Consider the following 21,203-nt stretch of genomic DNA (forward strand, 5'->3'; position numbering starts at 1 on the left):
CTGCGGTCAGCGTGGTCTTGCCGTGGTCAACGTGGCCAATCGTGCCGATGTTGACGTGCGGTTTTGTACGCTCAAACTTTTCCTTTGCCATTCCTCAGGCGCCCTTTTGCGATTTGGGGGACCCTTGGTCCCGTGGTTACATCTGCGCGCGCGAGATATTTGGTTCAGGGGGGAAAATCAAGCACATCCTTGGGGAAATGCACCGATCACGCCGGATTTTGCGTAACCTCGGTGGATTCGAGCGGTTTGATCAGGTCTGGGCGCTTGTCGAACCAACCATTGTCCCTGTGTTCCTCGGCCAGCCATTCCTCGACCCGGTCGGCCACTTTCAGGGCCAGACCGCTCATTTGTTCTTCCTTGGTCCGCTCATTGCCGGACCCTTTCAGCGCGCTGCCTCCGGTCGTGTCTTCAAGAACCTGAAACTGCTTGGCCTTAGCCAGAAATTCTTTCTTGTTCACGTCGTAGACATTGACCAGCACAATCGCTGTGCTTTTGGGGTTGTAGATGACCGGAATGCCCGGAGGGGCCAGCATGTAGCCTTCGAGGCTGATACCGATGTCGTAATCCTGCGCGCCCTCATAGCGACCCAGCCGGATATCCACCGCGTTTTGAATCGCATCTTCCCATTCCTGCGGCGTCGCATCGCGCGAGACCGGGCCTTGTTTGGCTTTCTCGGCAAACGCGTAATTCACCCGCAGCTTGAACTCGCCCAGCGACTCGGGTTCTTCATAAACCTGCGTCTGGGTGCACGCGCCCATCAGGGCCAGTCCGGTGATCAACGTCAGAATGCGAAGCATGGTTTTGTCTCGATAGGCCTGTTTTCTTTGATCTAGCGCACCGATACGGGTTGTGCCAAGCCGTATCGGCAGAAATCCACCCGAGACCTGTTCAGATCACGAGAACTTATAGTCGCGCGGGAACCCGTAAGGCGGCTTTTTCCCAACGCTGGCGCGTTTTGCCAGCCATTGGGACATATCGGCCTCGTGCCGTGTCTTGTCGCCGCCCATGGACCATTTCAGGCCGTCTTCCCAGTTGAAGGTGGTGATGTCCGACAGGCCGCCATCCAGTTCCAATGTGCCCTGCCGACCGCGCGCCATGTTGTATTTCTGCAGGCGCACGCCCTTGCCGCGGGTCATCTCGGGCAGTTCTTCCGCCGGGAAGACCAGGAACTTGCCATTCTGAGACACCACGGCCACGTGATCGCCTGCGACCGGCTTGCAGATCATCGCTGTTTCGTCACCTTTGACGTTCAGCACCTGTTTGCCGTTCCGTGTCTGCGCCAGCACCTCATCCTCTGGCACCATAAAGCCGTTGCCTGCATCCGAGGCCACCAGCAGCTTGCGCCCCGGCTTGTGGATCAGAATGTCGATGATCTGCGCCTCGTTCGGCAGGTCGACCATCAGGCGCAGCGGTTCGCCCATGCCACGCCCGCCGGGCAGGTTGGCGGCGCTGACCGTATAGAATCGCCCGTTCGAGGCAAAGACCAGCAGCCGGTCGGTCGTTTCGGCGTGAAAGATGAAACGCGGGCCGTCGCCATCCTTGAACTTCAATTCGCGCTTCAGGTCGATATGGCCGGTCATGGCGCGAATCCAGCCCATCTGAGAACAGACGACCGTGATCGGTTCGCGGTCGATCATCGCCTCAAGCGGCACTTCCTCAACCTGCCCGGCCTCGGCAAACTGGGTGCGACGCGCGCCGCCTTCGTAGTCTTTGCCGAAGGTCTTCTTGGTCTCTTTCAACTGCTCGGCGATTTTGGCCCATTGCAGGCCCTCATCGGCCAGCAGGTCTTCGAGGTTGGCGCGTTCCAGCATCAATTCGTCACGCTCACGCACCAGTTCCATTTCTTCGAGACGGCGCAGAGAGCGCAGGCGCATATTCAGAATCGCATCGACCTGAACCTCGGACAACTCGCCCTCACCCGGTTTGGGCGAGACATAGTCGGCTTCATTCGTGGCGCGGACATGATCAATGCCCCAATCCTCGCGCATCAGCGCGGCTTTGGGATCATCGTCGTAACGGATGATGTCGATCACGCGGTCGAGGTTCAGGAAGGCGACGATAAAGCCTTCCAACACTTCCAACCGATGGTCGATCTTGCCCAAACGGTGACGCGAGCGGCGCAGCAGCACCTCTTGCCGGTGATCGAGGAAGGCGCGCAGCACTTCCTTCATCGAACAGACCTTAGGCGTCACCCCATCAATCAGCACGTTCATGTTCAGGCTGAACCGCACCTCAAGGTCCGAGTTGCGATAGAGCATGCCCATCAGCACTTCGGGGTCCACGTTCTTGGAACGTGGTTCCAGAATCAGGCGGATGTCATCGGCGGATTCGTCGCGGACATCGGCGAGAATCGGGGTTTTCTTGGATTGGATCAGTTCCGCGATCTTTTCGATCAGCTTGGATTTCTGAACCTGATAGGGAATCTCGGTGACGACGATCTGCCATTGACCGCGCCCCAGATCCTCAACCTCGAACTTACAGCGCAGCCGGAAAGATCCGCGCCCGGTGCGATAGGCCTGCGCGATATTCTCGGGCGGCTCGACAATAACGCCGCCGGTCGGGAAATCCGGGCCGGGCACGTAGTTCAACAACGTGTCGTCGCGGGCATCCGGCGTTTTGATCAGATGCAGACAGGCATCGCAGAGTTCCAAGATATTATGCGGCGGGATGTTCGTCGCCATACCCACCGCGATGCCGCTTGCGCCATTGGCAAGCAGGTTCGGAAACTGCGCAGGCAGCACGACCGGCTCGGTCAGCGTGCCATCATAGTTGTCGCGGAAATCGACGGCGTCTTCGTTCAGACCCTCAAGCAGCGCTTCGGCCACGATGGTCATCCGCGCCTCGGTGTAGCGCGAGGCCGCCGGGTTGTCGCCGTCGATATTGCCGAAGTTCCCCTGCCCGTCGACCAGCGGGTAACGCACGTTGAAATCCTGCGCCAGACGCGCCATCGCGTCATAGATCGCGGCGTCCCCATGCGGGTGATAGTTGCCCATCACATCGCCGGAAATCTTGGCCGACTTCCTGAAACCTCCGGTTGCACTGAGTCGCAGCTCTCTCATCGCATAGAGGATTCGCCGATGAACCGGCTTCAACCCGTCCCGCGCATCCGGCAAAGCGCGGTGCATGATGGTGGACAGCGCATAGGTCAGATAGCGCTCACCAATCGCGCGGCGCAGGGGTTCGGCTACCTCACCCCCGTTATCGGGGGCCTCCATATTGGGGTCGTCGATCGTGTCATTCATACATGATGTGATACGACGCTAGGCCGTCTGGGTAAAGCAAGCAGAGTGCATTTTGCTGGGGACAAGTCGCGCTTTTTGCAACAGGGGGAGACAAGCTGGTGTTTTCCCCGAATTTTCGACTCGGCCACTCAATTATGGTACCATCCCAACAATTGAATGATTGCTGCCAAATTTTTGTTCTGTTGTTGTAACGATTGACCTTGGGGGATGCGCCATGACGCGCCTGATACTGATTACTTTTGCCGCGCTCGGCTGGGCCTTTTACGTGATGAGCGACGGTCCTGACTTCGAACCGCGTGGATTGCGGGCCGATAATCCGCAACGCATGGCGGCGGCCTTCCAGCCAACCCCCGAACCCAAGGCCCCGGCGCCGGTCGAAGATCTTGTAACGCAGGTCAGCTTTGCCCCTGAACCGGCTGTGGAACCCGCGCCTGCGCTTGATGCGCTGGCTCAGCCTGAACCGGCCCTGACCGAGGATGAGACCAAAGCCCTGTTGGCGCAGGTTGCTGCGGGGCTGCAGGCCAATCCGTCGCTGTTTGAAGACCAGACCGTGACGCTGGCACTGGCGTCTTTGGAAGACGGCATAACCTCGTTGCAACAAGTCGCAACCGACGCCGACCCCGAGGTCGTAGAGGTGCCGGCGCTGCCTGAACCCGAAAAAGACATCCGGGAAATCTCGGGTACGCGCGTCAACATGCGCGACGGGCCGGGAACGATCTATCCGATCATTGGCAAGGCCCGGATCGGCCAAAAGGTCGAAGTGCTGAGCGAGTCCGGAACCGGCTGGTTGCGCCTGCGCGTGTTGCCCGGGCAACAGATCGGATGGATTTCCGCATCTCTTGTCCAAAAATCCCAAGACTAAGGTTGCCCGTCATTGTCCTGCCCCAATGCCCGCCATAGCTATTGGTGACATTCTGGGGCGGGATTCTCATGCAGAAATCGATTCTCATTACCGGGTGCTCATCCGGCATCGGCCTTGACGCGGCACACGGTATGCGTGCGCGCGGCTGGCGGGTTTTTGCCTCGTGCCGTCAGCAACGCGATTGCGACCGGCTGCGCGCCCAGGGGTTCGAAAGCCCCAGAATCGACTATCAGGACGCCGACAGCATCAAGGCCGGTCTGGCCGAGGTTCTTGCGGCCACCGGCGGCACGCTGGACGCGCTGTTCAACAACGGCGCGCACGGGCTGCCCGGCGCCGTCGAAGACGTTCCGACAGATGGTTTGCGCCATATCTTTGAAGCGAATGTATTTGGCTGGCACGAGCTGACACGCCAGGTGATTCCCGTCATGCGGGAGCAGGGGCATGGCCGGATAGTGCAGTGTTCGTCGGTTCTGGGACTGGTCGCGTTTCCGTGGCGCGGGGCTTATGTCGCGACCAAATACGCGATTGAAGGCCTCAGCGATACGCTGCGACTTGAATTGCGGGACACCGGTATCCGGGTGATCCTGATTGAACCGGGCCCGATCACCTCGAAGCTGCGGGAAAAAGCGATCCCGATCTTCGAACGCTTTATCGATTGGGAAAACTCGGCGCTGCGCGAGAAATATGAAGAATCGCTGCTCAAGCGGCTCTACGAAAGCTCGGGTCCAGATACGTTCGAACTTCCGGCATCAGCCGTAACGGCCAAACTCGCGCACGCGGTTGAAGCGCGCAGACCAAAGCCCCGGTACTATGTGACCACACCCACCTATATCGCCGGATACCTGCGTCGGGTTCTGCCGACCGCAGCGATTGACCGGATTCTGTCCCGCATCTGAGACGAAATTACTGGTTCGCTTTTTGATCCTGTGGGGCTAGATCAGGTCCAACGAAACTAAAACGCAGACGGTGATACCTGATGGACCTATTGATGGTCGTTTTGCTTCTGGCCATGGCGGCGGTGGTCGTCGTGCTGACCCTTGGCATCGCGAATTTCGGCAAAGGCGGCATGGCGGCTGCAAAGAAAAGCAACAAGATGATGCGGCTGCGTATCCTGTTTCAGTTCATTGCCGTCGTTTTGATCCTTCTCTACGTCTATCTCAGCGGACAGGGAGCGCAGTAAATGGTCGTACTCAACAAAATCTACACCCGCACAGGCGATGACGGTAAGACTGCGCTGGGGAACGGAGAACGTGTCGCCAAATACTCTGGGCGTGTGGCGGCCTATGGCACCGTGGACGAGTTGAATTCCTTTGTCGGCGTGGCGCGGACCGAGGCTGATGGTCCAACCGATGCCGCACTGGCCCGAATCCAGAACGATCTGTTCGATCTGGGCGCGGATTTCTGTCGCCCCGATATGGAAAAGGATGCCGAGGCCGATTACCCGCCCTTGCGCATCGCCCCGGCCCAGATCGACCGGCTGGAGGCCGAGATCGACGCGATGAATGCCGATCTGGAACCCTTGCGCAGCTTCATTCTGCCGGGCGGATCGCGTCTGGCGGCCCAATTGCATGTGTGCCGCACCGTGTCGCGCCGGGCCGAGCGGCTTGCCGTTGAACTGACAAACATGGAGCCGGTGAACGCGGTGGCCGTCAAATACCTCAATCGCCTGAGCGACTGGTTCTTTGTCGCCGCACGGTGCGCCAACAACAACGGCAAAGACGACGTCTTGTGGGTTCCGGGCGCGAACCGCTGAAAGCGGCGAAACGTCCAGTGGACGTTCTGGCGGCCGGAAGGGCAAAGCCTAGGGCTCAATCCCCGCAGGCACGAACGAGCGTTGCCCCGTAACAGGCTGAGACCCAGTTGTTTGACGCCACGACATGCCTGATCCCGCATGCTCAAAAATCGGCCCCACCCCGCACTGTTATTTTCCGCCGTGGCGTCAAAAATTACGAAACGCGACGTCCCGAGCCCCTGACGTGACGATTTTGCCCTGTTGCACCGTGAATTGAGACGCTATTCAGTCGTCCGAGAGCATTGGTGGAGTCGCGTTGCGACTTACCGTTTTTGTGAGGAGAAAGCGCAAAATGAAGGTACTCGTGCCTGTCAAGCGCGTGATTGACTATAATGTGAAGGTCCGCGTGAAAGCGGACGGTAGCGGTGTTGATCTCGCCAATGTCAAAATGTCGATGAACCCGTTCGACGAGATCGCGGTGGAAGAAGCGATCCGCCTGAAAGAAGCGGGCAAAGCTGACGAAGTGGTTGCCGTTTCGATCGGCGTCAAGCAGGCGCAGGAAACCCTGCGGACCGCGCTGGCCATGGGTGCAGACCGCGCCATTCTGGTTGTTGCCGCCGATGACGTCCATCAGGACATCGAGCCGCTGGCCGTCGCAAAGATCCTGGCCAAAGTGGTCGAGGAAGAGCAGCCCGGCATCGTTCTGGCGGGCAAGCAGGCGATCGACAACGACATGAACGCCACCGGCCAGATGCTGTCGGCCCTGCTGGGCTGGTCGCAAGGCACCTTCGCGTCCGAACTGGATATCGAAGGCGACACCGCCAAGATCACCCGCGAGGTTGACGGCGGTCTGCAGACCATCAGCGTCAAGATGCCGACCATCGTGACCGTTGACCTGCGCCTGAACGAGCCGCGCTATGCGTCGCTGCCCAACATCATGAAGGCGAAGAAAAAGCCGCTGGACGAGAAAACCGCCGCCGATTACGGCGTCGACGTCACGCCGCGTCTGGAAATCGTCAAGACCGAAGAGCCGCCGGCACGTGCCGCAGGCATCATCGTAGGCTCGGTTGACGAGCTGGTCGGGAAACTCAAAGAAGCGGGGGCTGTGTAATGGCTGTTCTTCTTCTGGCTGAAGTCAACAATGGCGAGCTGTCGCTGGACGCCACCGCCAAGGCCGTAGCCGCCGTCAAGTCGCTGGGCGACATCACCGTTCTGGCCGCTGGCGGTTCCGCTGCCGCAGCTGGTGAGGCTGCTGCAAAGATCGACGGTGTCTCGAAGGTTCTGGTTGCCGAAGACGCATCGCTGGGCCACCGCCTGGCGGAATCGACCGCAGCCCTGATCGTGTCGCTGGCCGACGGTTACGAGCACATCGTTGCCCCTGCGACCACCGACGCCAAAAACGTGATGCCGCGCGTTGCTGCGCTGCTGGACGTGATGGTGATCTCGGATGCGTCCGGCGTGGTTGACGGCTCGACCTTCGAGCGTCCGATCTATGCGGGCAACGCGATCCAGACCGTGAAATCGAACGACGCCAAGAAAGTCGTCACCATCCGCACCGCGTCCTTTGACGCAGCGGGCGAAGGTGGTTCGGCATCGGTTGAAACCGTTGCGGTTCCGGGTTCCGAAGGTCTGTCGTCCTGGGTTGAGGACAAGGTGGCCGAGAGCGACCGTCCGGAACTGACCTCGGCTGGCGTTGTTGTTTCGGGCGGCCGTGGTGTCGGCTCGGAAGAGGACTTCAAACTGATCGAAACGCTGGCCGACAAGCTGGGCGCGGCGGTTGGTGCCTCGCGCGCGGCGGTGGACTCGGGCTATGCGCCAAACGACTGGCAGGTGGGTCAGACCGGTAAGGTTGTTGCCCCCGATCTGTATGTTGCCGTCGGCATCTCGGGCGCGATCCAGCACCTGGCGGGCATGAAGGACTCGAAGGTCATTGTTGCGATCAACAAGGACGAAGAAGCGCCGATCTTCCAGGTCGCCGACTTCGGACTGGTCGCCGACCTGTTCCAGGCCGTGCCGGAACTGACCGAGAAACTCGGCTGAGCAAAGACCCCAGGTCTTTCAAAGTGACGTTAGCAAAGGCCCGCCATTGGCGGGCCTTATGCGTTCAGGTCCCTCAGGACCGGCACAACCGCCTCAGCAATCTGCCTATGCGCGGCCGGGCCAAGCATGTGTTCTGCCATCGGCTGCTGGAGCGTCCCGAACAGCATATCCTCAAGCGTGTCCGACGCGCCGGACACGGCGGCCGAGCACGCGACTACCCGCGCGGCCTGCGGCCTCAACGCCTCGACCATGCTGGCGTTCACCGGGATGGGGTCGTCCTCGATCGTATGAACCCGCTGAATCTGCAGATGCAGCAGCACCGTCTGTGGGTCCAGCTGTCCCAGAAACGTGCCAAGGGACCGCAACCAACCCTGACGCAGTTCATGTGCGATCACTTCGAACCGTGCATCATGTCTTGCCTGCAGGCGCTTTAGTAAGTGACGCACAAAATGCACTTCGGTGAAGTCGATGTCGGGATACAAATCCAGCAGGTCCTGCGTTGGTTCTAGAAACCGGTCATTGCGGCGGGGATGCACGCGGTAAAACCGGTTCGACTGGCCATGAACCTGAGGCAGTTGGATCACGCATCTCTGCGCCCGGTTTGCCAACCTCAGCAGACCTTGATCGCGCGTCAGCGCCTCGACACCGGCGAACAGGCTGCCAAAATTGGCGCAGGTTTCACCCATTTGCGTCTGCATTGCATCCGGAAACGGAGAATCGACAAAGCGCCCGAAGGTTTCATCCCCGCCGATACAGGCGATAAACGGATGGTCCAGCGCGCAGGGCGGCCCCCTAAACCACAATCTGGTTCCGTCATACTGGCATACGTCATCCTCGGCCATGCCCGAGCCTGTCTGATGATAGCTCATCTCACTCACCCAATTTTCACCCGGTTGCCATCTTGCCGCCCCGGATGTTGAGATTCCCCTAATGTGCGCATTTGAAGCGAATTCGAGCGACCTCAGCCCCTTGCCGCAAGCCCCGAACTGCCGATACTGTCGCCGTAACGCGCAAGGCAAAGGCAGCTGAATATGGATGTGAAATCGGTCGGAGTGATTGGCGCAGGTCAGATGGGCAACGGGATCGCCCATGTGCTGGCATTGGCGGACTATGACGTTTTGCTGAATGATGTCAGTCAGGAGGCCCTGGATCGCGCCTTGACGACGATCGAGGGCAATATGGCCCGGCAGGCGTCACGCGGGAAGATCAGCGATGACGCGATGCAGGCCGCCTTGAAACGGATCACAACGACGCTGGAGCTGCCGCAACTGGGGCAAACCGATCTGGTGATCGAAGCCGCGACCGAACGCGAGACCATCAAACAGGCGATTTTCGAGGATTTGCAGCCGCATCTTCAGCCGCATACGATTCTGACCTCGAACACCTCCTCAATTTCCATCACCCGACTGGCCAGCCGCACGGACAGGCCCGAACGGTTCATGGGGTTCCACTTCATGAACCCGGTGCCGGTCATGCAGCTTGTCGAGTTGATCCGGGGGATTGCCACGGATGAACCAACGTTCAAAGCCTGCAAGGCAGTGGTGGACCGTCTGGGCAAGACAGCCGCAAGCGCCGAGGATTTCCCGGCCTTCATCGTCAACCGCATTCTGATGCCGATGATCAATGAGGCCGTCTATACCCTGTATGAAGGCGTTGGGAATGTGCAGTCCATCGACCAGTCCATGAAGCTGGGCGCGAACCATCCGATGGGGCCCTTGGAACTGGCCGATTTCATCGGGCTGGACACCTGCCTGGCGATCATGAACGTGCTGCATGATGGCTTGGCGGACACCAAATATCGCCCCTGCCCGCTGCTGACGAAATATGTCGAGGCCGGTTGGCTGGGCCGCAAGACCGAACGCGGGTTTTATGATTATCGGGGCGAAGTGCCTGTTCCGACGCGGTAACAGGGGGCCAGCCCCCTCGCCCGGATGTTATCCGGGCTCACCCCCGGGATATTTCTGGCCAGATGAAGGGCGGATCAGGGTTTGTCTGATGTTCCCAGAGACATGGTACGGTTTCTGAGCCACGCCATGAAGCCGCGCGGATCGCGTTCGAGCAACTGCATGTCGTCGTCATTGATCGGCTCGCCGATAACCGGAGATTGCGGTTTTTTGCAGGACCGGACGATTTCGTGCAGCAGCAGACCCTGCCGCAGGATCGGCGACAGTTTGTTGGCGATCTGATACCAGCGCGAGTTGCTGCCGGGGAAGAAGATCGGCAGCACTTGCGCACCCGAGCGTCGGATCATCTTGGCGGTGAAAACATTCCATTCCCGCTCGATCGCCGGGCCGAACCAGTCGTCCGAGGACATAACAACGCCCGAGGGGAACAGGGCCACAACGCCGCCGTTTTTCAGATGCTCCATGGCCTTGCCGCGCATTTCAAGCATCTTGGCCTGTGCTTCGGGGTCATGCGGAAAGGGAACCGGAATCATGAATGAGGTCGCAGCCTCGTCCAGCCCGGTCAGCACGGAACGGGTCAGGATGCGATAATCGCTGCGCACGCGTCCGATCAGTTCGGCCAGGATCATGCCGTCCACCATGCCGTGCGGATGGTTGGCCACGACAACAACCGGGCCTGTCTTGGGGATGCGGGCGATCTGGTCTTCGGGTGTGGTCAGGTCGATGCCCATGGTTGCCAGAGCACCGCCCCAGAACCTTTGGCCCCGATAGTATTCGTTCTTTTTCTCGAACTTGTTGACCATCCGCAAAATGGTCAGTTTGCCGGTGCACCATTCGATGGCGCGAATGGCGGTCGAGGTCCAGGCATCGTCGAACGAGTTCGCGTAGGTCAGGGTTCTACGGTCGTAGATTTCGCCCTGGTCTTCGGTCCCATCAACCACCGGGCCTGTCTTGGTCTCGTGCGTTGTTTCCGCCAATTCCTGGTCTTCCCGTTTTTTCTGTCCCGCGGGGCAGCCTTAGAACCCCTCTCCAAACTTGTCATTCACAAGCGTTTCCAGAGCTTCTGCCAATGCCTCAGCATCCGGCCCGGACGTCTCGACGTCAATAGTCGTTCCGCGCGAGGCTGCCAACATCAAAAGGCCCATAATGCTGTCTCCGGATGCAGAAAGGCCGTCTTTGGACACTTCGGCGCTGGCGTCAAAGCCTTCCACAACCTCGACCAGCTTGGCGGACGCGCGGGCGTGCAGGCCCTTTTCGTTAATGATTTTCAAGCTTCGGTTGGTCATTTCAATGAGTCCGGTCTTAATCCAATGTCACATTTTGCGCATTGATGTACTTGCGTCCAGCCTCCATCGCCTGCCGCACGGCATCAGGGACCGGCAGGTGGCGGCTTTTGGCCAATTTGATCAGCATGGGCAGGTTGGCCCCATAAAGGATTCGGCGATCCTGAGGGGCACAGGCCCGCAGGCTGAGATTCGAGGGGCTGCCGCCGAACAGATCCGTGACGATCACAACGCCGTCGCCCAGGTCCACTTCATCCGCGGCACGACAGATTTCAGCCTGTTTTTCGTCGCGGTCATGATCGGCCTCGATCGCAATGGCTTTCAGGCCGGGCTGCGGCCCGACCACATGCTGCATGGCGGCCAGATATTCCTGAGCCAAACCCCCATGCGCTACGATCACAATCCCGATCAATCCGGCCTCACATTCAACGATCGACGTTCCATCTCGCGGTGCCTAATTGCCACCTGCTGCCCCCCTTCCGCAAGGGCCTTTGCGACCGCTTCCGCCATCGCCACCGATCTGTGCTGCCCGCCGGTGCAGCCGAAAGCCACAGACAGGTGCGCTTTGCCTTCGGCGCGGAAGGCTGGCAGCAGCAGGTTCAGCAGATCTATGACGCGGTCAAAGAACGGCGCGTAATTTGCATCTGACTGGACATAGCGCGCCACATCCGGGTTTCGACCATCCTCGGACCGCAATTCGGGCCGCCAATAGGGGTTGGCGAGAAATCGGCAGTCAAAAACCATATCCAACCCGCGTGGCAGGCCGCGTTTATACGAGAAGGACTCGATTGATACTGCCAGATGCCGCCCGCCCTGAGGGGCAAACCAGCGCTCGACCTCTTCGCGCAGCTGATGCACGTTCAGGGTGCTGGTGTCGATCAGGGTGTCGGCAATCTCGCGAATGGGGGCCAGCAGCTCTTTCTCACGCCGCACACCGGTTTCCGGCCCTGCATCCTGGGCGACAGGGTGACGCCTGCGGGTTTCCGAAAAGCGGCGCAGCAGGACTTCGTCGCTGCAATCAAGGTACAGAACCGTCAGATCCACCTGCGTCATCCGGCCCAGCTTTGCGGCCAGTTCGATAAACCCGATAGTCGAGAAATCGCGGTTGCGCGCGTCGATACCCAGCGCCATGGGCCGGTCAGGCTCGGCGCCTTCAAGCAGTCGCGCCAGCAGGCCCATGGGCAGGTTGTCAATCGCTTCGAACCCCAGATCTTCCAGCACGTGAATGGCGGTCGAGCGGCCCGCGCCCGATGGTCCGGTCACCAGAACGATTCGCTTTTGCGATGTCATTTGTTCGGCCATTCCGGGTCTACGCGTCCCATTCTAAGAAGTTGCATCAGGGCTGGTGCCAAATTGGGCACGCCTGCGCCGCGAAGCAAGGGAACAGTTTGCCTCAGCAACGGGGTCGTGGCGGGTTCCGGCAGGCGTGCGGGTTCGGGCTGGTCAAGGTCGAGGACAAGGCGCAGCGGCACAGGCTCTGTATGTTGCGCCCGAAGCAGGCCAATCCCTCGCGCCTCGACCAGACCCGCGATTTCGGGGACTGCGGAGGCGATGATCTGATCGTCGCGCATCGCCAGATCAATGCGATCGTCGCCAACCAGCGCAGCGCCCAGAGCCATCATCTGCAGCGCCAGCGACGACTTTCCGGCCCCCGATGCGCCCACAATCAGCAAGCCGTGGCCACCTGAGGCGACGCAACTGGCGTGAACGCGGGCGCTGTCCCGGTTCACCGCATCTGTCAGGGACGGAATGGTCATGACCTCAGACAGGCAGCCCCACGACAAAACGGGCACCCAGCGGGTCCGAGGTGACGTCCGCTTCGGTCGGGCGGATGTTTTCGGCCCAAATCACACCGCCATGCGCCTCGACAATCTGTTTCGAGATCGCCAGCCCAAGGCCCGAGTTGTTGCCGAAATGCTCAGCCGGTCGTTGCGAATAGAACCGTTTAAAGATTTTGGTCAGGGCCTGTTCCGGGATGCCGGGGCCGGTATCTTCGACCACCACAAGCACGCGATTGTCGCGCTGGCGGACCCAGACCCGGATGGCGTCGCTTTCTTCGCAGAAGGAAATCGCATTGGTGATCAGGTTGACGAAAACCTGTGCCAATCGCGCCTCGAGCCCGTTGATCACAATCGGATCCGACGGCAGGTCGGTGATGTAGTCGATGCCCTGCGAGCGGGCATCTTCACCCAGAAACTGCCCGATATTGCCCAGCAGCTTGAGCAGGTCAAAAGGTTGTTCTTCTTCCTTGACCAGTTCCGCGTCCAATCGCGAGGCATTCGAGATGTCGCTGACCAGCCGATCCAGCCGCTTTACATCATGCTCGATCACACCAAGCAATTTTTCGCGCTGATCATCGCGTTTGACCATGCGCAGCGTGCCGACAGCAGATTGCAGACTGGCCAGAGGGTTCTTGATCTCATGCGCAACGTCAGCGGCAAATTGTTCGTTCGCATCGATCCGGTTGTAAAGCGCAGTGACCATGCCACGCAACGCACGGCTGAGCCGACCGATTTCATCCGGTCGCGCGCTGAGGTCCGGGATGCGGATACGCCCCGGATTGACCCCGGTGCCCCGGTCCTTGCCCATTTCCGCCGCCGAGGCGAGGTCGGCCAGCGGGTTGGCAATGGTCGAAGCCAAAACAAGACTCAGACCGACTGAGACCAGCAGGGCGACGACAAACATCTGCAAAATGCGCTCCTGCTCGCGCCTAGCCAGCGCGTCAATCTCACCGGCAGGGCCGGATATTGCGACAGCACCGGCTGGGATGCCTTCGTAGAGAATAGGTGCCGCGGCCACGATCACAGTGTCGCCCGCGTCATCCTGCACTGCCTTTACCTGATTTTGACCCGCCAAAGCTTGTGGGACTATGGCCTGAACCTGCTGCGCCAGCGTCGGTGCCTCGGAGTCGGACGACCAGTTGAAAACCCGCGACAGACCCGTCCAGACCGCGTTGAGTGCATCGCTGATGACGGTGCCTCCGGTCTGCATATCCGCGTCCGATCGCAACAGGATGGGCATGTCAGATGCCTGTGGCGCGCCGCGGGTCCAGCCGATCAGGGTACCGCGGGAGTCGTAGACAAACACCTCTCCCCCTTCGGGCAGGCGAAGGCCGGATAGCGTGTCTTTTACATCAAGCTGGGCCGCATCGCGTGATGATTGCACCGCGCCCTGCCGCAGCTGCGTCTCAAACACGTTGCTGACAAGATGCGCGTCTCCGATCAGGTTGCGCGCGGTCTGCTGCACCTGCTCGGATCGCGAGTCATCCAGGTAAAGCAACCCCGTGACAAGGATCACAAGGGCAATCAGGTTGAACGTGATGATCTTGCGGGCCAGAGGCGAGCCACGCAGCGAAAACAGGTTTCTGCGGGATCGTTTTGCGCTTAACTCTGCAGACTCGGGGTCTTGCGGGATGACCCAGTCATCCCCAAGAACGACATCACCGTCGCGCAATTCATTGGCTTGTTCGGTGTCGCGCACGGGACCCCATTACCCCTTGTAGATGGCCGCGCCTATTCTTCGTTGTATCTGTATCCGATACCATAAAGGGTTTCGATAGCCGAAAACTCGGGATCAGCAGCACGCATTTTCTTGCGCAGCCGCTTGATGTGGCTGTCGATGGTGCGGTCGTCCACATAGACCTGATCGTCATAGGCCACATCCATCAACTGATCCCGGCTTTTGACAAATCCCGGACGCTGCGCCAGCGCCTGCAGCAACAGGAATTCGGTCACGGTCAGGGACACATCCGTCCCCTTCCAGGTGACCGCATGGCGCAGCGGATCCATACGCAGGTCGCCGCGTTCCATCACTTTGGTATCGCCGGTGTTGGCGGCCGAAGCGTCACCGCTGGTTGCCTCTTGCCGCCGCAGCAACGCGCGAATGCGCTCGACCAGCAAACGCTGCGAGAACGGCTTTTTCACGTAGTCGTCCGCGCCCATGCGCAGACCCAGAACCTCGTCAATCTCATCGTCTTTCGAGGTCAGGAAGATCACCGGCATCTGCGTCTTTTGGCGCAGGCGCTGCAGCAGATCCATGCCATCCATGCGCGGCATCTTGATATCCAGAACGGCCATGTCCGGCAGCTTTTTGTTAAACGCGTCCAGCGCGGCCTGACCGTCATTGTAAGTTTCAACCTCGAACCCTTCGGCCTCGAGCGTCATGGATACGGACGTCAGAATGTTTCTATCGTCATCCACCAGTGCAATCTTTGACATCGGGCTTACCCCTATTCCTGCTCACTTACGCAATAATACGCTTTTTTGTAAGGCATTGTTGGCGTTTTTGATGCGCCGAATCAATGCGTAACTGCGAATCGTGCCATTGTTGCGGCAGCTATGAGGCAAAAATGCCTTGCTGCCCGCAAAATGCTGCCCGGTTTTCCGACAGGAAATCTTTGGTGGCGCTAAACTTTAACTTGGTTGCGCTAACTGCGCCAAACCGTCCTGTTCATGCCCCAAACGACCGTGATAAGACCCGCCCATCGGCCGGTATGTCCCGGCAAAATGCCCCAAGAGCGCACCCGGCCAACCGCCGCCGCGCCGCACAGGAGAAGATACGCATGACATCTGGACGGGTTAACCCGCAATTCCGCCTCGAAGATCAGGGCATCGAGGGTTTGGGCAATGTCTATTACAACTTCATGGAACCGGCGCTGATCGAAGAGGCCCTCAAGCGGGGCGAAGGCACCCTTGGCAATGGCGGGGCCTTTCTGGTCACTACCGGTAAATTCACCGGCCGTTCGCCCAAGGACAAACACGTCGTCAAAACCGACAGTGTGGCCGACAGCATCTGGTGGGAAAACAACGCGGCGATGAGCCCGGAAGGTTTCGACGCCCTTTATGACGACATGGTCGAGCATATGAAGGGTCGTGACTATTTCGTGCAGGATCTCGTCGGCGGGGCCGATCCGGCCTATTCGATCAATGTGCGCATGGTGACCGAACTGGCCTGGCACAACCTGTTCATCCGCCACCTGCTGCGTCGCCCGGATCGTGAGGATCTGGACGAGTTCATCGCAGATTTCACTGTCATCAACTGCCCCAGCTTCCAGGCCGACCCGGCCAAGCACGACTGCCGCAGCGATACCGTGATTGCAATGAACTTCGACCGCAAGCTGATCCTGATCGGTGGCACGGAATATGCAGGCGAGAACAAGAAATCCGTCTTCACCCTGCTGAACTACATGCTGCCGGAAAAAGGCGTGATGCCGATGCACTGCTCGGCCAACCACGCGGTTGGCAACCCGGTGGATACTGCCGTGTTCTTCGGCCTGTCGGGAACCGGCAAGACCACTCTGTCGGCGGACCCGTCGCGGATCCTGATCGGGGATGACGAACACGGCTGGTCGGATCGCGGCACGTTCAACTTCGAAGGCGGCTGTTATGCCAAGACCATCAACCTGAGCGCCGAGGCCGAGCCGGAAATCTACGCGACGACCAGCAAATTCGGCACCGTCATCGAGAATATGGTCTTCGATCCCGAAACCAAGGAACTGGATTTCGACGACGATTCGCTGACCGCGAACATGCGCTGCGCCTATCCGCTGGAATATATCTCGAACGCGTCGAAAACCGCGCTGGGCGGGCATCCGAAGAACATCATCATGCTGACATGCGATGCCTTCGGCGTGCTGCCTCCGATCGCGCGGCTGACACCGGCGCAGGCGATGTATCACTTCCTGTCGGGTTTCACCTCGAAGGTGGCGGGCACCGAACGGGGCGTGACCGAACCGCAGCCGACCTTCTCGACCTGCTTTGGCGCGCCGTTCATGCCGCGCCGTCCCGAGGCCTATGGCAACCTGCTGCGCGACAAGATCGCCCAGCATGGCGCGACCTGCTGGCTGGTGAATACCGGCTGGACCGGTGGGGCTTATGGCGTTGGCAGCCGGATGCCGATCCGCGCGACCCGCGCGCTGTTGACCGCGGCTCTGGAAGGCTCGCTGCGCGACGCCGAGTTCCGCAAGGATGCCAACTTTGGCTTTGACGTCCCGGTCACAGTGCCCGGCGTCGCTGAGGTTCTGCTGGATCCGCGCCGCACCTGGGATGATCAGGAAGCGTTCGACAAACAGGCCGCAAAGCTGGTTCAGATGTTTGCCGAAAACTTCGAACAATATGTCCCCTTCATCGATGAGGACATCAAAGCCGTCGCAATCGGCTGATCCGGATAAAGGGGCGTCCGCGCCCCTTTTTTCTGCGTTTGCGAATCCACCAATGATCAACCCAAAGTTGCATCTGACGCACCTCACGAACAAATTTATTGTTCTGAATGCCTGGTTGGGATAGGGATTTGGGTCATTAAACCGAAAAGACCCGGCGCATTTGCACCGGGCCGAAACTTAAAAGACCTTTGGGTTGCCTAAGCCAGCACACTCACCTCGGCAAATTGGGCAACCTAATCAGACTGGTAGTCTACTGGCATGGGGATGAGTGTCAATATGGGACTTGCTGACATATCTCGCGATCAGCGTGTTCTGAACCGTCGTGACTGGACGGCGTTTGGCACGGACAAAGACAGGTAAGAATTATGACCGAAATCTCGAAACTGACCGAACTGCGCAAGCTGATGCAAAGCATGGAGCGAACGCTGGGGCTGGAAAAGCTATCCCCGGTTGAGCGTGACATCTACTACGCCGCCGAGGAACTTTCCAAGGCCGATCAGGAGGTTCGCACCTTTGGTCTGATCGAACACACATTGGTTCAGAGCGTCTCGCGCCCAACATTTTTCCGCGCGCTGAAATCTCTGGTCGAAAAAGGCTATCTGTCGCAAAGCGGCAATGCCAACCGGGGACGTTATATCGTACATGCGCCCAGATAAGCTGGGCCTTGGGCGCATCGGTGGCTAGTTCCGGTGCGCAAGTGGGCCTCTGAAACCTTCTTTGCCTCTTTGGCCTATGTGGTCGCGTCGTTCCTCACCTTCGAGGTTCTGATGCCGCTTCAGAACATGTTCTTTCCGGAATACCCAAGCCGGGCCAGCCTGCTGTTCCTGCCCCATGGCGTGCGCGTGCTTTCCGCCTGGCTGTTGGGCTGGCGCGCGATCTTTGCTCTGCTGCCCGGCGTTTTTCTGGTCTTCGCCTTTCTGGGGGGAACGGATGTTTTCCTGCCCAGCCGCCTGATGGCGATGGCAATCGCTGTCACGACCGTTCCGGTGGTCTTCTACCTGCTGAAATGGGCCGGATGGGACCTGTTCCCACGCCCCGACAAAAAGCCCTGTTGGATTTGCGTGATGGGCGTTGGGATCATCACATCTTTTCTGGTCTCGGGCCTGACCAATTTGGCCTTTGGCAGCGCGACGGTCGAATATATCGCCTTTTTGATCGGCGACATCTCGGGTCTTTTCTTCCTGATGCTCGGGCTCTATTTCGCCTTTCGCTTTGCCGACAAACGGCGCTGAGGAGCTGTCATCGACAGACGGTTGACGCCCCCGGGCCTGCGACAAATACCCCCAATTTGACCCCGGCCCGGCCCGGTGGAAATCAACGGATTTGCCGCTAATTCTCCCAATGAACCCTTTCTGCACTGCAAAACGATCGGGAAATTTTCGAACTTTATCGCCACGTAATACGTATTTTTGTTGCGCTGCATGTGCAAAATGATATGACCAGACGACCCAGAAAAGGACACGATTCATGGCCCATGACGGACAGGATATGACCCAGATGACCACACACGCGATTTTGCCCGATCTTCTGACCTTGACCCGGCAGGCCGTCCCGGCTGTCGAAGCCGTTTTCGAGAAGGCGCGCAATTCGGTTCGCGAGATGGTGACATCCGACGGTCGCGTGTCCGGCGCCCTGATCGAAGCCAACCAGACCGCCGCCCATGGGCTGGCCTGGCTGGCCACCTACTACCAGTCGTTGAAGCAGATGCAGCGCTGGGCCGAAGCGTTGGACGCAGACGGCAAGTTCGGCGAAATCGAGCAATTGCTGCACCAGATCGCCTTTGGGGAATACCTGCATCAGGTCGCGGGCGGCATCCCAATGAACCAGGGCGAGCTTGTGCGCCTGCAGGATCTGGGCCTTGGCTGGGACGCGCTGTCCAGCTTCCAAAGCTCCGAAATTCAAACTCTGATGGCGCAGGCCAACTCGCAAGCCGCGCGGACGCGGCTGGTCGAGCTGATGGAGGCGCAAGCCGGTTCTGCCATGTTCGGGGCCTCGGGCCTTGACGAAGAGCTTGAAATGATCCGTGACCAGTTCCGCCGTTACGCGGTCGAAAAGGTCGAGCCCAATGCCCATGAATGGCACCTCAAGGACGAATTGATCCCGATGGAAATCATCGAGGAACTGGCCGAAATGGGCGTGTTCGGTCTGACCATCCCCGAAGAGTTCGGCGGCTTTGGTCTGTCCAAAGCTTCGATGTGCGTCGTGTCCGAGGAACTGTCGCGCGGCTATATCGGCGTCGGCTCGTTGGGTACCCGGTCCGAGATCGCGGCCGAGTTGATCCTGGCGGGCGGTACGGATGAGCAAAAGGCCAACTGGCTGCCTAAACTGGCCAGCGCCGAGATTCTGCCCACCGCTGTCTTCACGGAACCAAACACCGGCTCGGATCTGGGCAGCCTGCGCACCCGCGCGGTCAAGAATGCCGACGGTGACTACGAGATCACCGGCAACAAGACCTGGATCACCCATGCGGCCCGCACCCATGTCATGACCCTGCTGGCGCGCACCGATCCTGACACCACCGATCACCGTGGCCTGTCCATGTTCCTGGCCGAGAAAACCCCCGGCACGGATGACGCCCCCTTCCCCACCCCCGGCATGACCGGCGGCGAGATCGAGGTGCTGGGCTATCGCGGCATGAAGGAATACGAGCTGGGCTTTGACGGCTTCACGGTCAAGGGTGAAAACCTGCTGGGCGGCGAAGAGGGCAAAGGCTTCAAACAGCTGATGGAGACGTTTGAATCGGCCCGCATCCAGACCGCTGCCCGCGCCATTGGCGTGGCCCAAAGCGCGCTGGATATCGCCATGCAATACGCGCAGGATCGCAAACAGTTTGGCAAATCGCTGATCAACTTCCCGCGCGTGTCGGGCAAGCTGGCAATGATGGCGGTCGAGATCATGATCGCGCGCCAACTGACCTATTTCTCGGCATGGGAGAAGGATCACGGTCACCGCTGCGATCTTGAGGCGGGCATGGCCAAGTTGCTGGGCGCGCGCGTCGCTTGGGCTGCCGCCGACAACGGGCTGCAAATCCACGGCGGCAACGGCTTTGCACTGGAATACAAGATCAGCCGCGTTCTGTGCGACGCACGCATTCTGAATATTTTCGAGGGAGCTGCCGAAATTCAGGCACAGGTCATCGCACGACGTCTGCTCGGCTGACCGAATTCGGCACTCCTGTTTCCCCAACTGACCCGGCCTTTGCGCCGGGTCTTTTTCTTTCGTTGACCGTTTTGCCTGGATCCAGGGTGCCGCGCCGATGGGAATTGGATGTGATCCGCCGAGGTCGGAACTTCCCCTTTGAAATTGACCCGAAACCCGGTTAGAGCGCCCCGACGACCCTCAAGACGGTTTACAGGCACCCGAAATGACCAGACGACTTTTTTTGCTTTTGGCGACCTTGGTATCCTTTGCCTTGGCGGGGTGCGCAAAGACCGTGCCAATCGCCAGCCAGACCGATGTCGATGCGCTGGCACAGGCCATTCAGTCCCTTGGACCAAATGTCGATCCGGTCGAGGCGCGTACGGCGGCGCAGATTTCCTACAGCTACTCTCGGCAACTGGCGCAAGAGTGGAACGTCACCGACCCTGCGATCATTCACAACGCAAAGATCATTAACGGCCTTCGCGAAAAGGGCCTGTGCAATGACTGGGCACAGGCCATGACCACACGGTTGCGGCAGGAGAATTTCCGGACGCTGGACTTGCACTGGGCCACATCCCCACCGACAGAGTTTCGGATCATCCACCATTCGGCCCTGATCAGCGCCAAGGGGGATTCGATGTATGACGGCCTGATCCTGGACCCCTGGCGCCAAAGCGGCGCATTGTTCTGGGCGCCCGTCCGAGAGGACACAAGATACAACTGGCGTCCACGGCTGGAGGTGCGAGAGCAATTGCTGAGCGGCGAACTGGCGTTCTAGCATCGCCCTTCTCGCCTGTCGCACAAGCGCTCGCAACGGCTTGACCAGCCGAAACGAAGCG

At 59.5% G+C, this 21,203-nt stretch carries 23 protein-coding genes; 12 read left to right on the forward strand and 11 right to left on the reverse strand.

Annotated elements, in window-relative coordinates:
• From ACR0LW_RS11990 to ACR0LW_RS12000, 3 genes are all read right to left on the reverse strand, one after another.
• On the reverse strand, window positions 1–91 hold a 91-nt coding region (locus ACR0LW_RS11990; RefSeq protein WP_215675807.1), incomplete at its 3' end, for a GTP-binding protein.
• 115 nt (window positions 92–206) lie between these two features.
• Complete coding sequence (locus ACR0LW_RS11995; protein WP_480882784.1) at window positions 207–797, reverse strand: hypothetical protein; 591 nt, start codon at window positions 795–797, stop codon at window positions 207–209.
• 96 nt (window positions 798–893) lie between these two features.
• Window positions 894–3,242, reverse strand: a complete 2,349-nt coding sequence (locus ACR0LW_RS12000; RefSeq protein ID WP_480882785.1) for a DNA topoisomerase IV subunit A — start codon at window positions 3,240–3,242, stop codon at window positions 894–896.
• 214 nt (window positions 3,243–3,456) lie between these two features.
• On the opposite strand from ACR0LW_RS12000, the gene ACR0LW_RS12005 reads away from it, so the two are divergent.
• From ACR0LW_RS12005 to ACR0LW_RS12030, 6 genes are all read left to right on the forward strand, one after another.
• A complete protein-coding gene (locus tag ACR0LW_RS12005) occupies window positions 3,457–4,104 on the forward strand; it encodes an SH3 domain-containing protein (RefSeq protein ID WP_480708601.1) in 648 nt (215 codons plus the stop codon).
• A gap of 68 nt (window positions 4,105–4,172) precedes the next feature.
• Window positions 4,173–5,000, forward strand: a complete 828-nt coding sequence (locus tag ACR0LW_RS12010) for an SDR family NAD(P)-dependent oxidoreductase (RefSeq protein WP_480882786.1) — start codon at window positions 4,173–4,175, stop codon at window positions 4,998–5,000.
• 80 nt (window positions 5,001–5,080) lie between these two features.
• Window positions 5,081–5,284, forward strand: coding sequence for a twin transmembrane helix small protein (locus ACR0LW_RS12015; protein ID WP_170454604.1), 204 nt, complete (start codon window positions 5,081–5,083; stop codon window positions 5,282–5,284).
• Entirely contained in the window at window positions 5,285–5,857 is a 573-nt protein-coding gene (locus tag ACR0LW_RS12020) for a cob(I)yrinic acid a,c-diamide adenosyltransferase (protein WP_170454606.1), read from the forward strand.
• 331 nt (window positions 5,858–6,188) lie between these two features.
• The gene (locus tag ACR0LW_RS12025) at window positions 6,189–6,947 is read left to right on the forward strand and encodes an electron transfer flavoprotein subunit beta/FixA family protein (protein ID WP_170454609.1); all 759 of its coding nucleotides are present in this window, start codon (window positions 6,189–6,191) and stop codon (window positions 6,945–6,947) included.
• On the forward strand, window positions 6,947–7,876 hold the full coding sequence (locus ACR0LW_RS12030) for an FAD-binding protein (protein WP_170454611.1): 930 nt from the start codon (window positions 6,947–6,949) through the stop codon (window positions 7,874–7,876). The genes ACR0LW_RS12025 and ACR0LW_RS12030 overlap by 1 nt, the downstream gene beginning before the upstream one ends.
• 56 nt (window positions 7,877–7,932) lie before the next feature.
• Here ACR0LW_RS12030 and ACR0LW_RS12035 read toward each other — a convergent pair whose 3' ends face one another.
• Complete coding sequence (locus ACR0LW_RS12035) at window positions 7,933–8,745, reverse strand: DUF6473 family protein (RefSeq protein ID WP_480882787.1); 813 nt, start codon at window positions 8,743–8,745, stop codon at window positions 7,933–7,935.
• Between the two features lie 162 nt (window positions 8,746–8,907).
• On the opposite strand from ACR0LW_RS12035, the gene ACR0LW_RS12040 reads away from it, so the two are divergent.
• Window positions 8,908–9,783 (forward strand): 3-hydroxybutyryl-CoA dehydrogenase, encoded by an 876-nt coding sequence (locus tag ACR0LW_RS12040; RefSeq protein ID WP_170454613.1) that lies wholly within the window; start codon window positions 8,908–8,910, stop codon window positions 9,781–9,783.
• 74 nt (window positions 9,784–9,857) lie between these two features.
• On the opposite strand, the gene ACR0LW_RS12045 is transcribed toward ACR0LW_RS12040, so the two are convergent.
• The 7 genes from ACR0LW_RS12045 to ACR0LW_RS12075 are packed head-to-tail and all read right to left on the reverse strand — an operon-like array spanning window position 9,858 to window position 15,280.
• Window positions 9,858–10,757: a lysophospholipid acyltransferase family protein gene (locus tag ACR0LW_RS12045; RefSeq protein ID WP_170520335.1), complete on the reverse strand. Its 900-nt coding sequence runs from the start codon at window positions 10,755–10,757 to the stop codon at window positions 9,858–9,860.
• 39 nt (window positions 10,758–10,796) lie between these two features.
• Entirely contained in the window at window positions 10,797–11,066 is a 270-nt protein-coding gene (locus tag ACR0LW_RS12050; RefSeq protein WP_170380425.1) for an HPr family phosphocarrier protein, read from the reverse strand.
• Window positions 11,067–11,082: 16 nt separating this feature from the next.
• On the reverse strand, window positions 11,083–11,475 hold the full coding sequence (locus ACR0LW_RS12055; protein ID WP_170454617.1) for a PTS sugar transporter subunit IIA domain-containing protein: 393 nt from the start codon (window positions 11,473–11,475) through the stop codon (window positions 11,083–11,085).
• Entirely contained in the window at window positions 11,472–12,353 is an 882-nt protein-coding gene (gene rapZ / locus ACR0LW_RS12060; protein ID WP_170520727.1) for an RNase adapter RapZ, read from the reverse strand. Before rapZ ends, ACR0LW_RS12055 begins: the two co-directional genes overlap by 4 nt.
• Window positions 12,350–12,820 carry an HPr kinase/phosphorylase gene (locus ACR0LW_RS12065; protein WP_480882788.1) on the reverse strand — a complete coding sequence of 157 codons (471 nt, stop codon included), beginning with the start codon at window positions 12,818–12,820 and terminating at the stop codon, window positions 12,350–12,352. Before ACR0LW_RS12065 ends, rapZ begins: the two co-directional genes overlap by 4 nt.
• Window positions 12,821–12,824: 4 nt before the next feature.
• On the reverse strand, window positions 12,825–14,543 hold the full coding sequence (locus tag ACR0LW_RS12070; protein ID WP_480585383.1) for an ATP-binding protein: 1,719 nt from the start codon (window positions 14,541–14,543) through the stop codon (window positions 12,825–12,827).
• A gap of 32 nt (window positions 14,544–14,575) precedes the next feature.
• Complete coding sequence (locus ACR0LW_RS12075) at window positions 14,576–15,280, reverse strand: response regulator transcription factor (protein WP_170454625.1); 705 nt, start codon at window positions 15,278–15,280, stop codon at window positions 14,576–14,578.
• A 344-nt stretch (window positions 15,281–15,624) separates the two neighbouring features.
• On the opposite strand from ACR0LW_RS12075, the gene ACR0LW_RS12080 reads away from it, so the two are divergent.
• The 5 genes from ACR0LW_RS12080 (at window position 15,625) to ACR0LW_RS12100 (ending at window position 21,142) form a co-directional block, all read left to right on the forward strand.
• Window positions 15,625–17,223 carry a phosphoenolpyruvate carboxykinase gene (locus ACR0LW_RS12080; protein ID WP_170737684.1) on the forward strand — a complete coding sequence of 533 codons (1,599 nt, stop codon included), beginning with the start codon at window positions 15,625–15,627 and terminating at the stop codon, window positions 17,221–17,223.
• 365 nt (window positions 17,224–17,588) lie between these two features.
• Window positions 17,589–17,879 (forward strand): hypothetical protein, encoded by a 291-nt coding sequence (locus tag ACR0LW_RS12085; RefSeq protein WP_170454629.1) that lies wholly within the window; start codon window positions 17,589–17,591, stop codon window positions 17,877–17,879.
• 33 nt (window positions 17,880–17,912) lie between these two features.
• Complete coding sequence (locus ACR0LW_RS12090) at window positions 17,913–18,455, forward strand: hypothetical protein (protein ID WP_480626884.1); 543 nt, start codon at window positions 17,913–17,915, stop codon at window positions 18,453–18,455.
• A gap of 235 nt (window positions 18,456–18,690) precedes the next feature.
• Window positions 18,691–20,382, forward strand: coding sequence for an acyl-CoA dehydrogenase family protein (locus tag ACR0LW_RS12095; protein WP_480882789.1), 1,692 nt, complete (start codon window positions 18,691–18,693; stop codon window positions 20,380–20,382).
• A gap of 205 nt (window positions 20,383–20,587) precedes the next feature.
• Window positions 20,588–21,142, forward strand: a complete 555-nt coding sequence (locus tag ACR0LW_RS12100) for a hypothetical protein (protein ID WP_170454633.1) — start codon at window positions 20,588–20,590, stop codon at window positions 21,140–21,142.
• Window positions 21,143–21,203: the final 61 nt, after the last annotated feature.

Source organism: Ruegeria sp. N4 (assembly GCF_056531425.1).

Bases quoted from the DNA above. Each gene is read 5' to 3' on its own strand.
- ACR0LW_RS12010 (WP_480882786.1), top strand. From the start codon at position 4,173: ATGCAGAAATCGATTCTCATTACCGGGTGCTCATCCGGCATCGGCCTT.
- ACR0LW_RS12040 (WP_170454613.1), top strand. From the start codon at position 8,908: ATGGATGTGAAATCGGTCGGAGTGATTGGCGCAGGTCAGATGGGCAAC.
- ACR0LW_RS12100 (WP_170454633.1), top strand. From the start codon at position 20,588: ATGACCAGACGACTTTTTTTGCTTTTGGCGACCTTGGTATCCTTTGCC.
- ACR0LW_RS12075 (WP_170454625.1), bottom strand. From the start codon at position 15,280: ATGTCAAAGATTGCACTGGTGGATGACGATAGAAACATTCTGACGTCC.
- ACR0LW_RS12030 (WP_170454611.1), top strand. From the start codon at position 6,947: ATGGCTGTTCTTCTTCTGGCTGAAGTCAACAATGGCGAGCTGTCGCTG.
- ACR0LW_RS11995 (WP_480882784.1), bottom strand. From the start codon at position 797: ATGCTTCGCATTCTGACGTTGATCACCGGACTGGCCCTGATGGGCGCG.
- ACR0LW_RS12020 (WP_170454606.1), top strand. From the start codon at position 5,285: ATGGTCGTACTCAACAAAATCTACACCCGCACAGGCGATGACGGTAAG.
- ACR0LW_RS12000 (WP_480882785.1), bottom strand. From the start codon at position 3,242: ATGAATGACACGATCGACGACCCCAATATGGAGGCCCCCGATAACGGG.
- ACR0LW_RS12080 (WP_170737684.1), top strand. From the start codon at position 15,625: ATGACATCTGGACGGGTTAACCCGCAATTCCGCCTCGAAGATCAGGGC.
- ACR0LW_RS12050 (WP_170380425.1), bottom strand. From the start codon at position 11,066: ATGACCAACCGAAGCTTGAAAATCATTAACGAAAAGGGCCTGCACGCC.
- ACR0LW_RS12015 (WP_170454604.1), top strand. From the start codon at position 5,081: ATGGACCTATTGATGGTCGTTTTGCTTCTGGCCATGGCGGCGGTGGTC.
- ACR0LW_RS12065 (WP_480882788.1), bottom strand. From the start codon at position 12,820: ATGACCATTCCGTCCCTGACAGATGCGGTGAACCGGGACAGCGCCCGC.
- rapZ (WP_170520727.1), bottom strand. From the start codon at position 12,353: ATGACATCGCAAAAGCGAATCGTTCTGGTGACCGGACCATCGGGCGCG.
- ACR0LW_RS12025 (WP_170454609.1), top strand. From the start codon at position 6,189: ATGAAGGTACTCGTGCCTGTCAAGCGCGTGATTGACTATAATGTGAAG.
- ACR0LW_RS12005 (WP_480708601.1), top strand. From the start codon at position 3,457: ATGACGCGCCTGATACTGATTACTTTTGCCGCGCTCGGCTGGGCCTTT.
- ACR0LW_RS12085 (WP_170454629.1), top strand. From the start codon at position 17,589: ATGACCGAAATCTCGAAACTGACCGAACTGCGCAAGCTGATGCAAAGC.
- ACR0LW_RS12035 (WP_480882787.1), bottom strand. From the start codon at position 8,745: ATGAGCTATCATCAGACAGGCTCGGGCATGGCCGAGGATGACGTATGC.
- ACR0LW_RS12095 (WP_480882789.1), top strand. From the start codon at position 18,691: ATGGCCCATGACGGACAGGATATGACCCAGATGACCACACACGCGATT.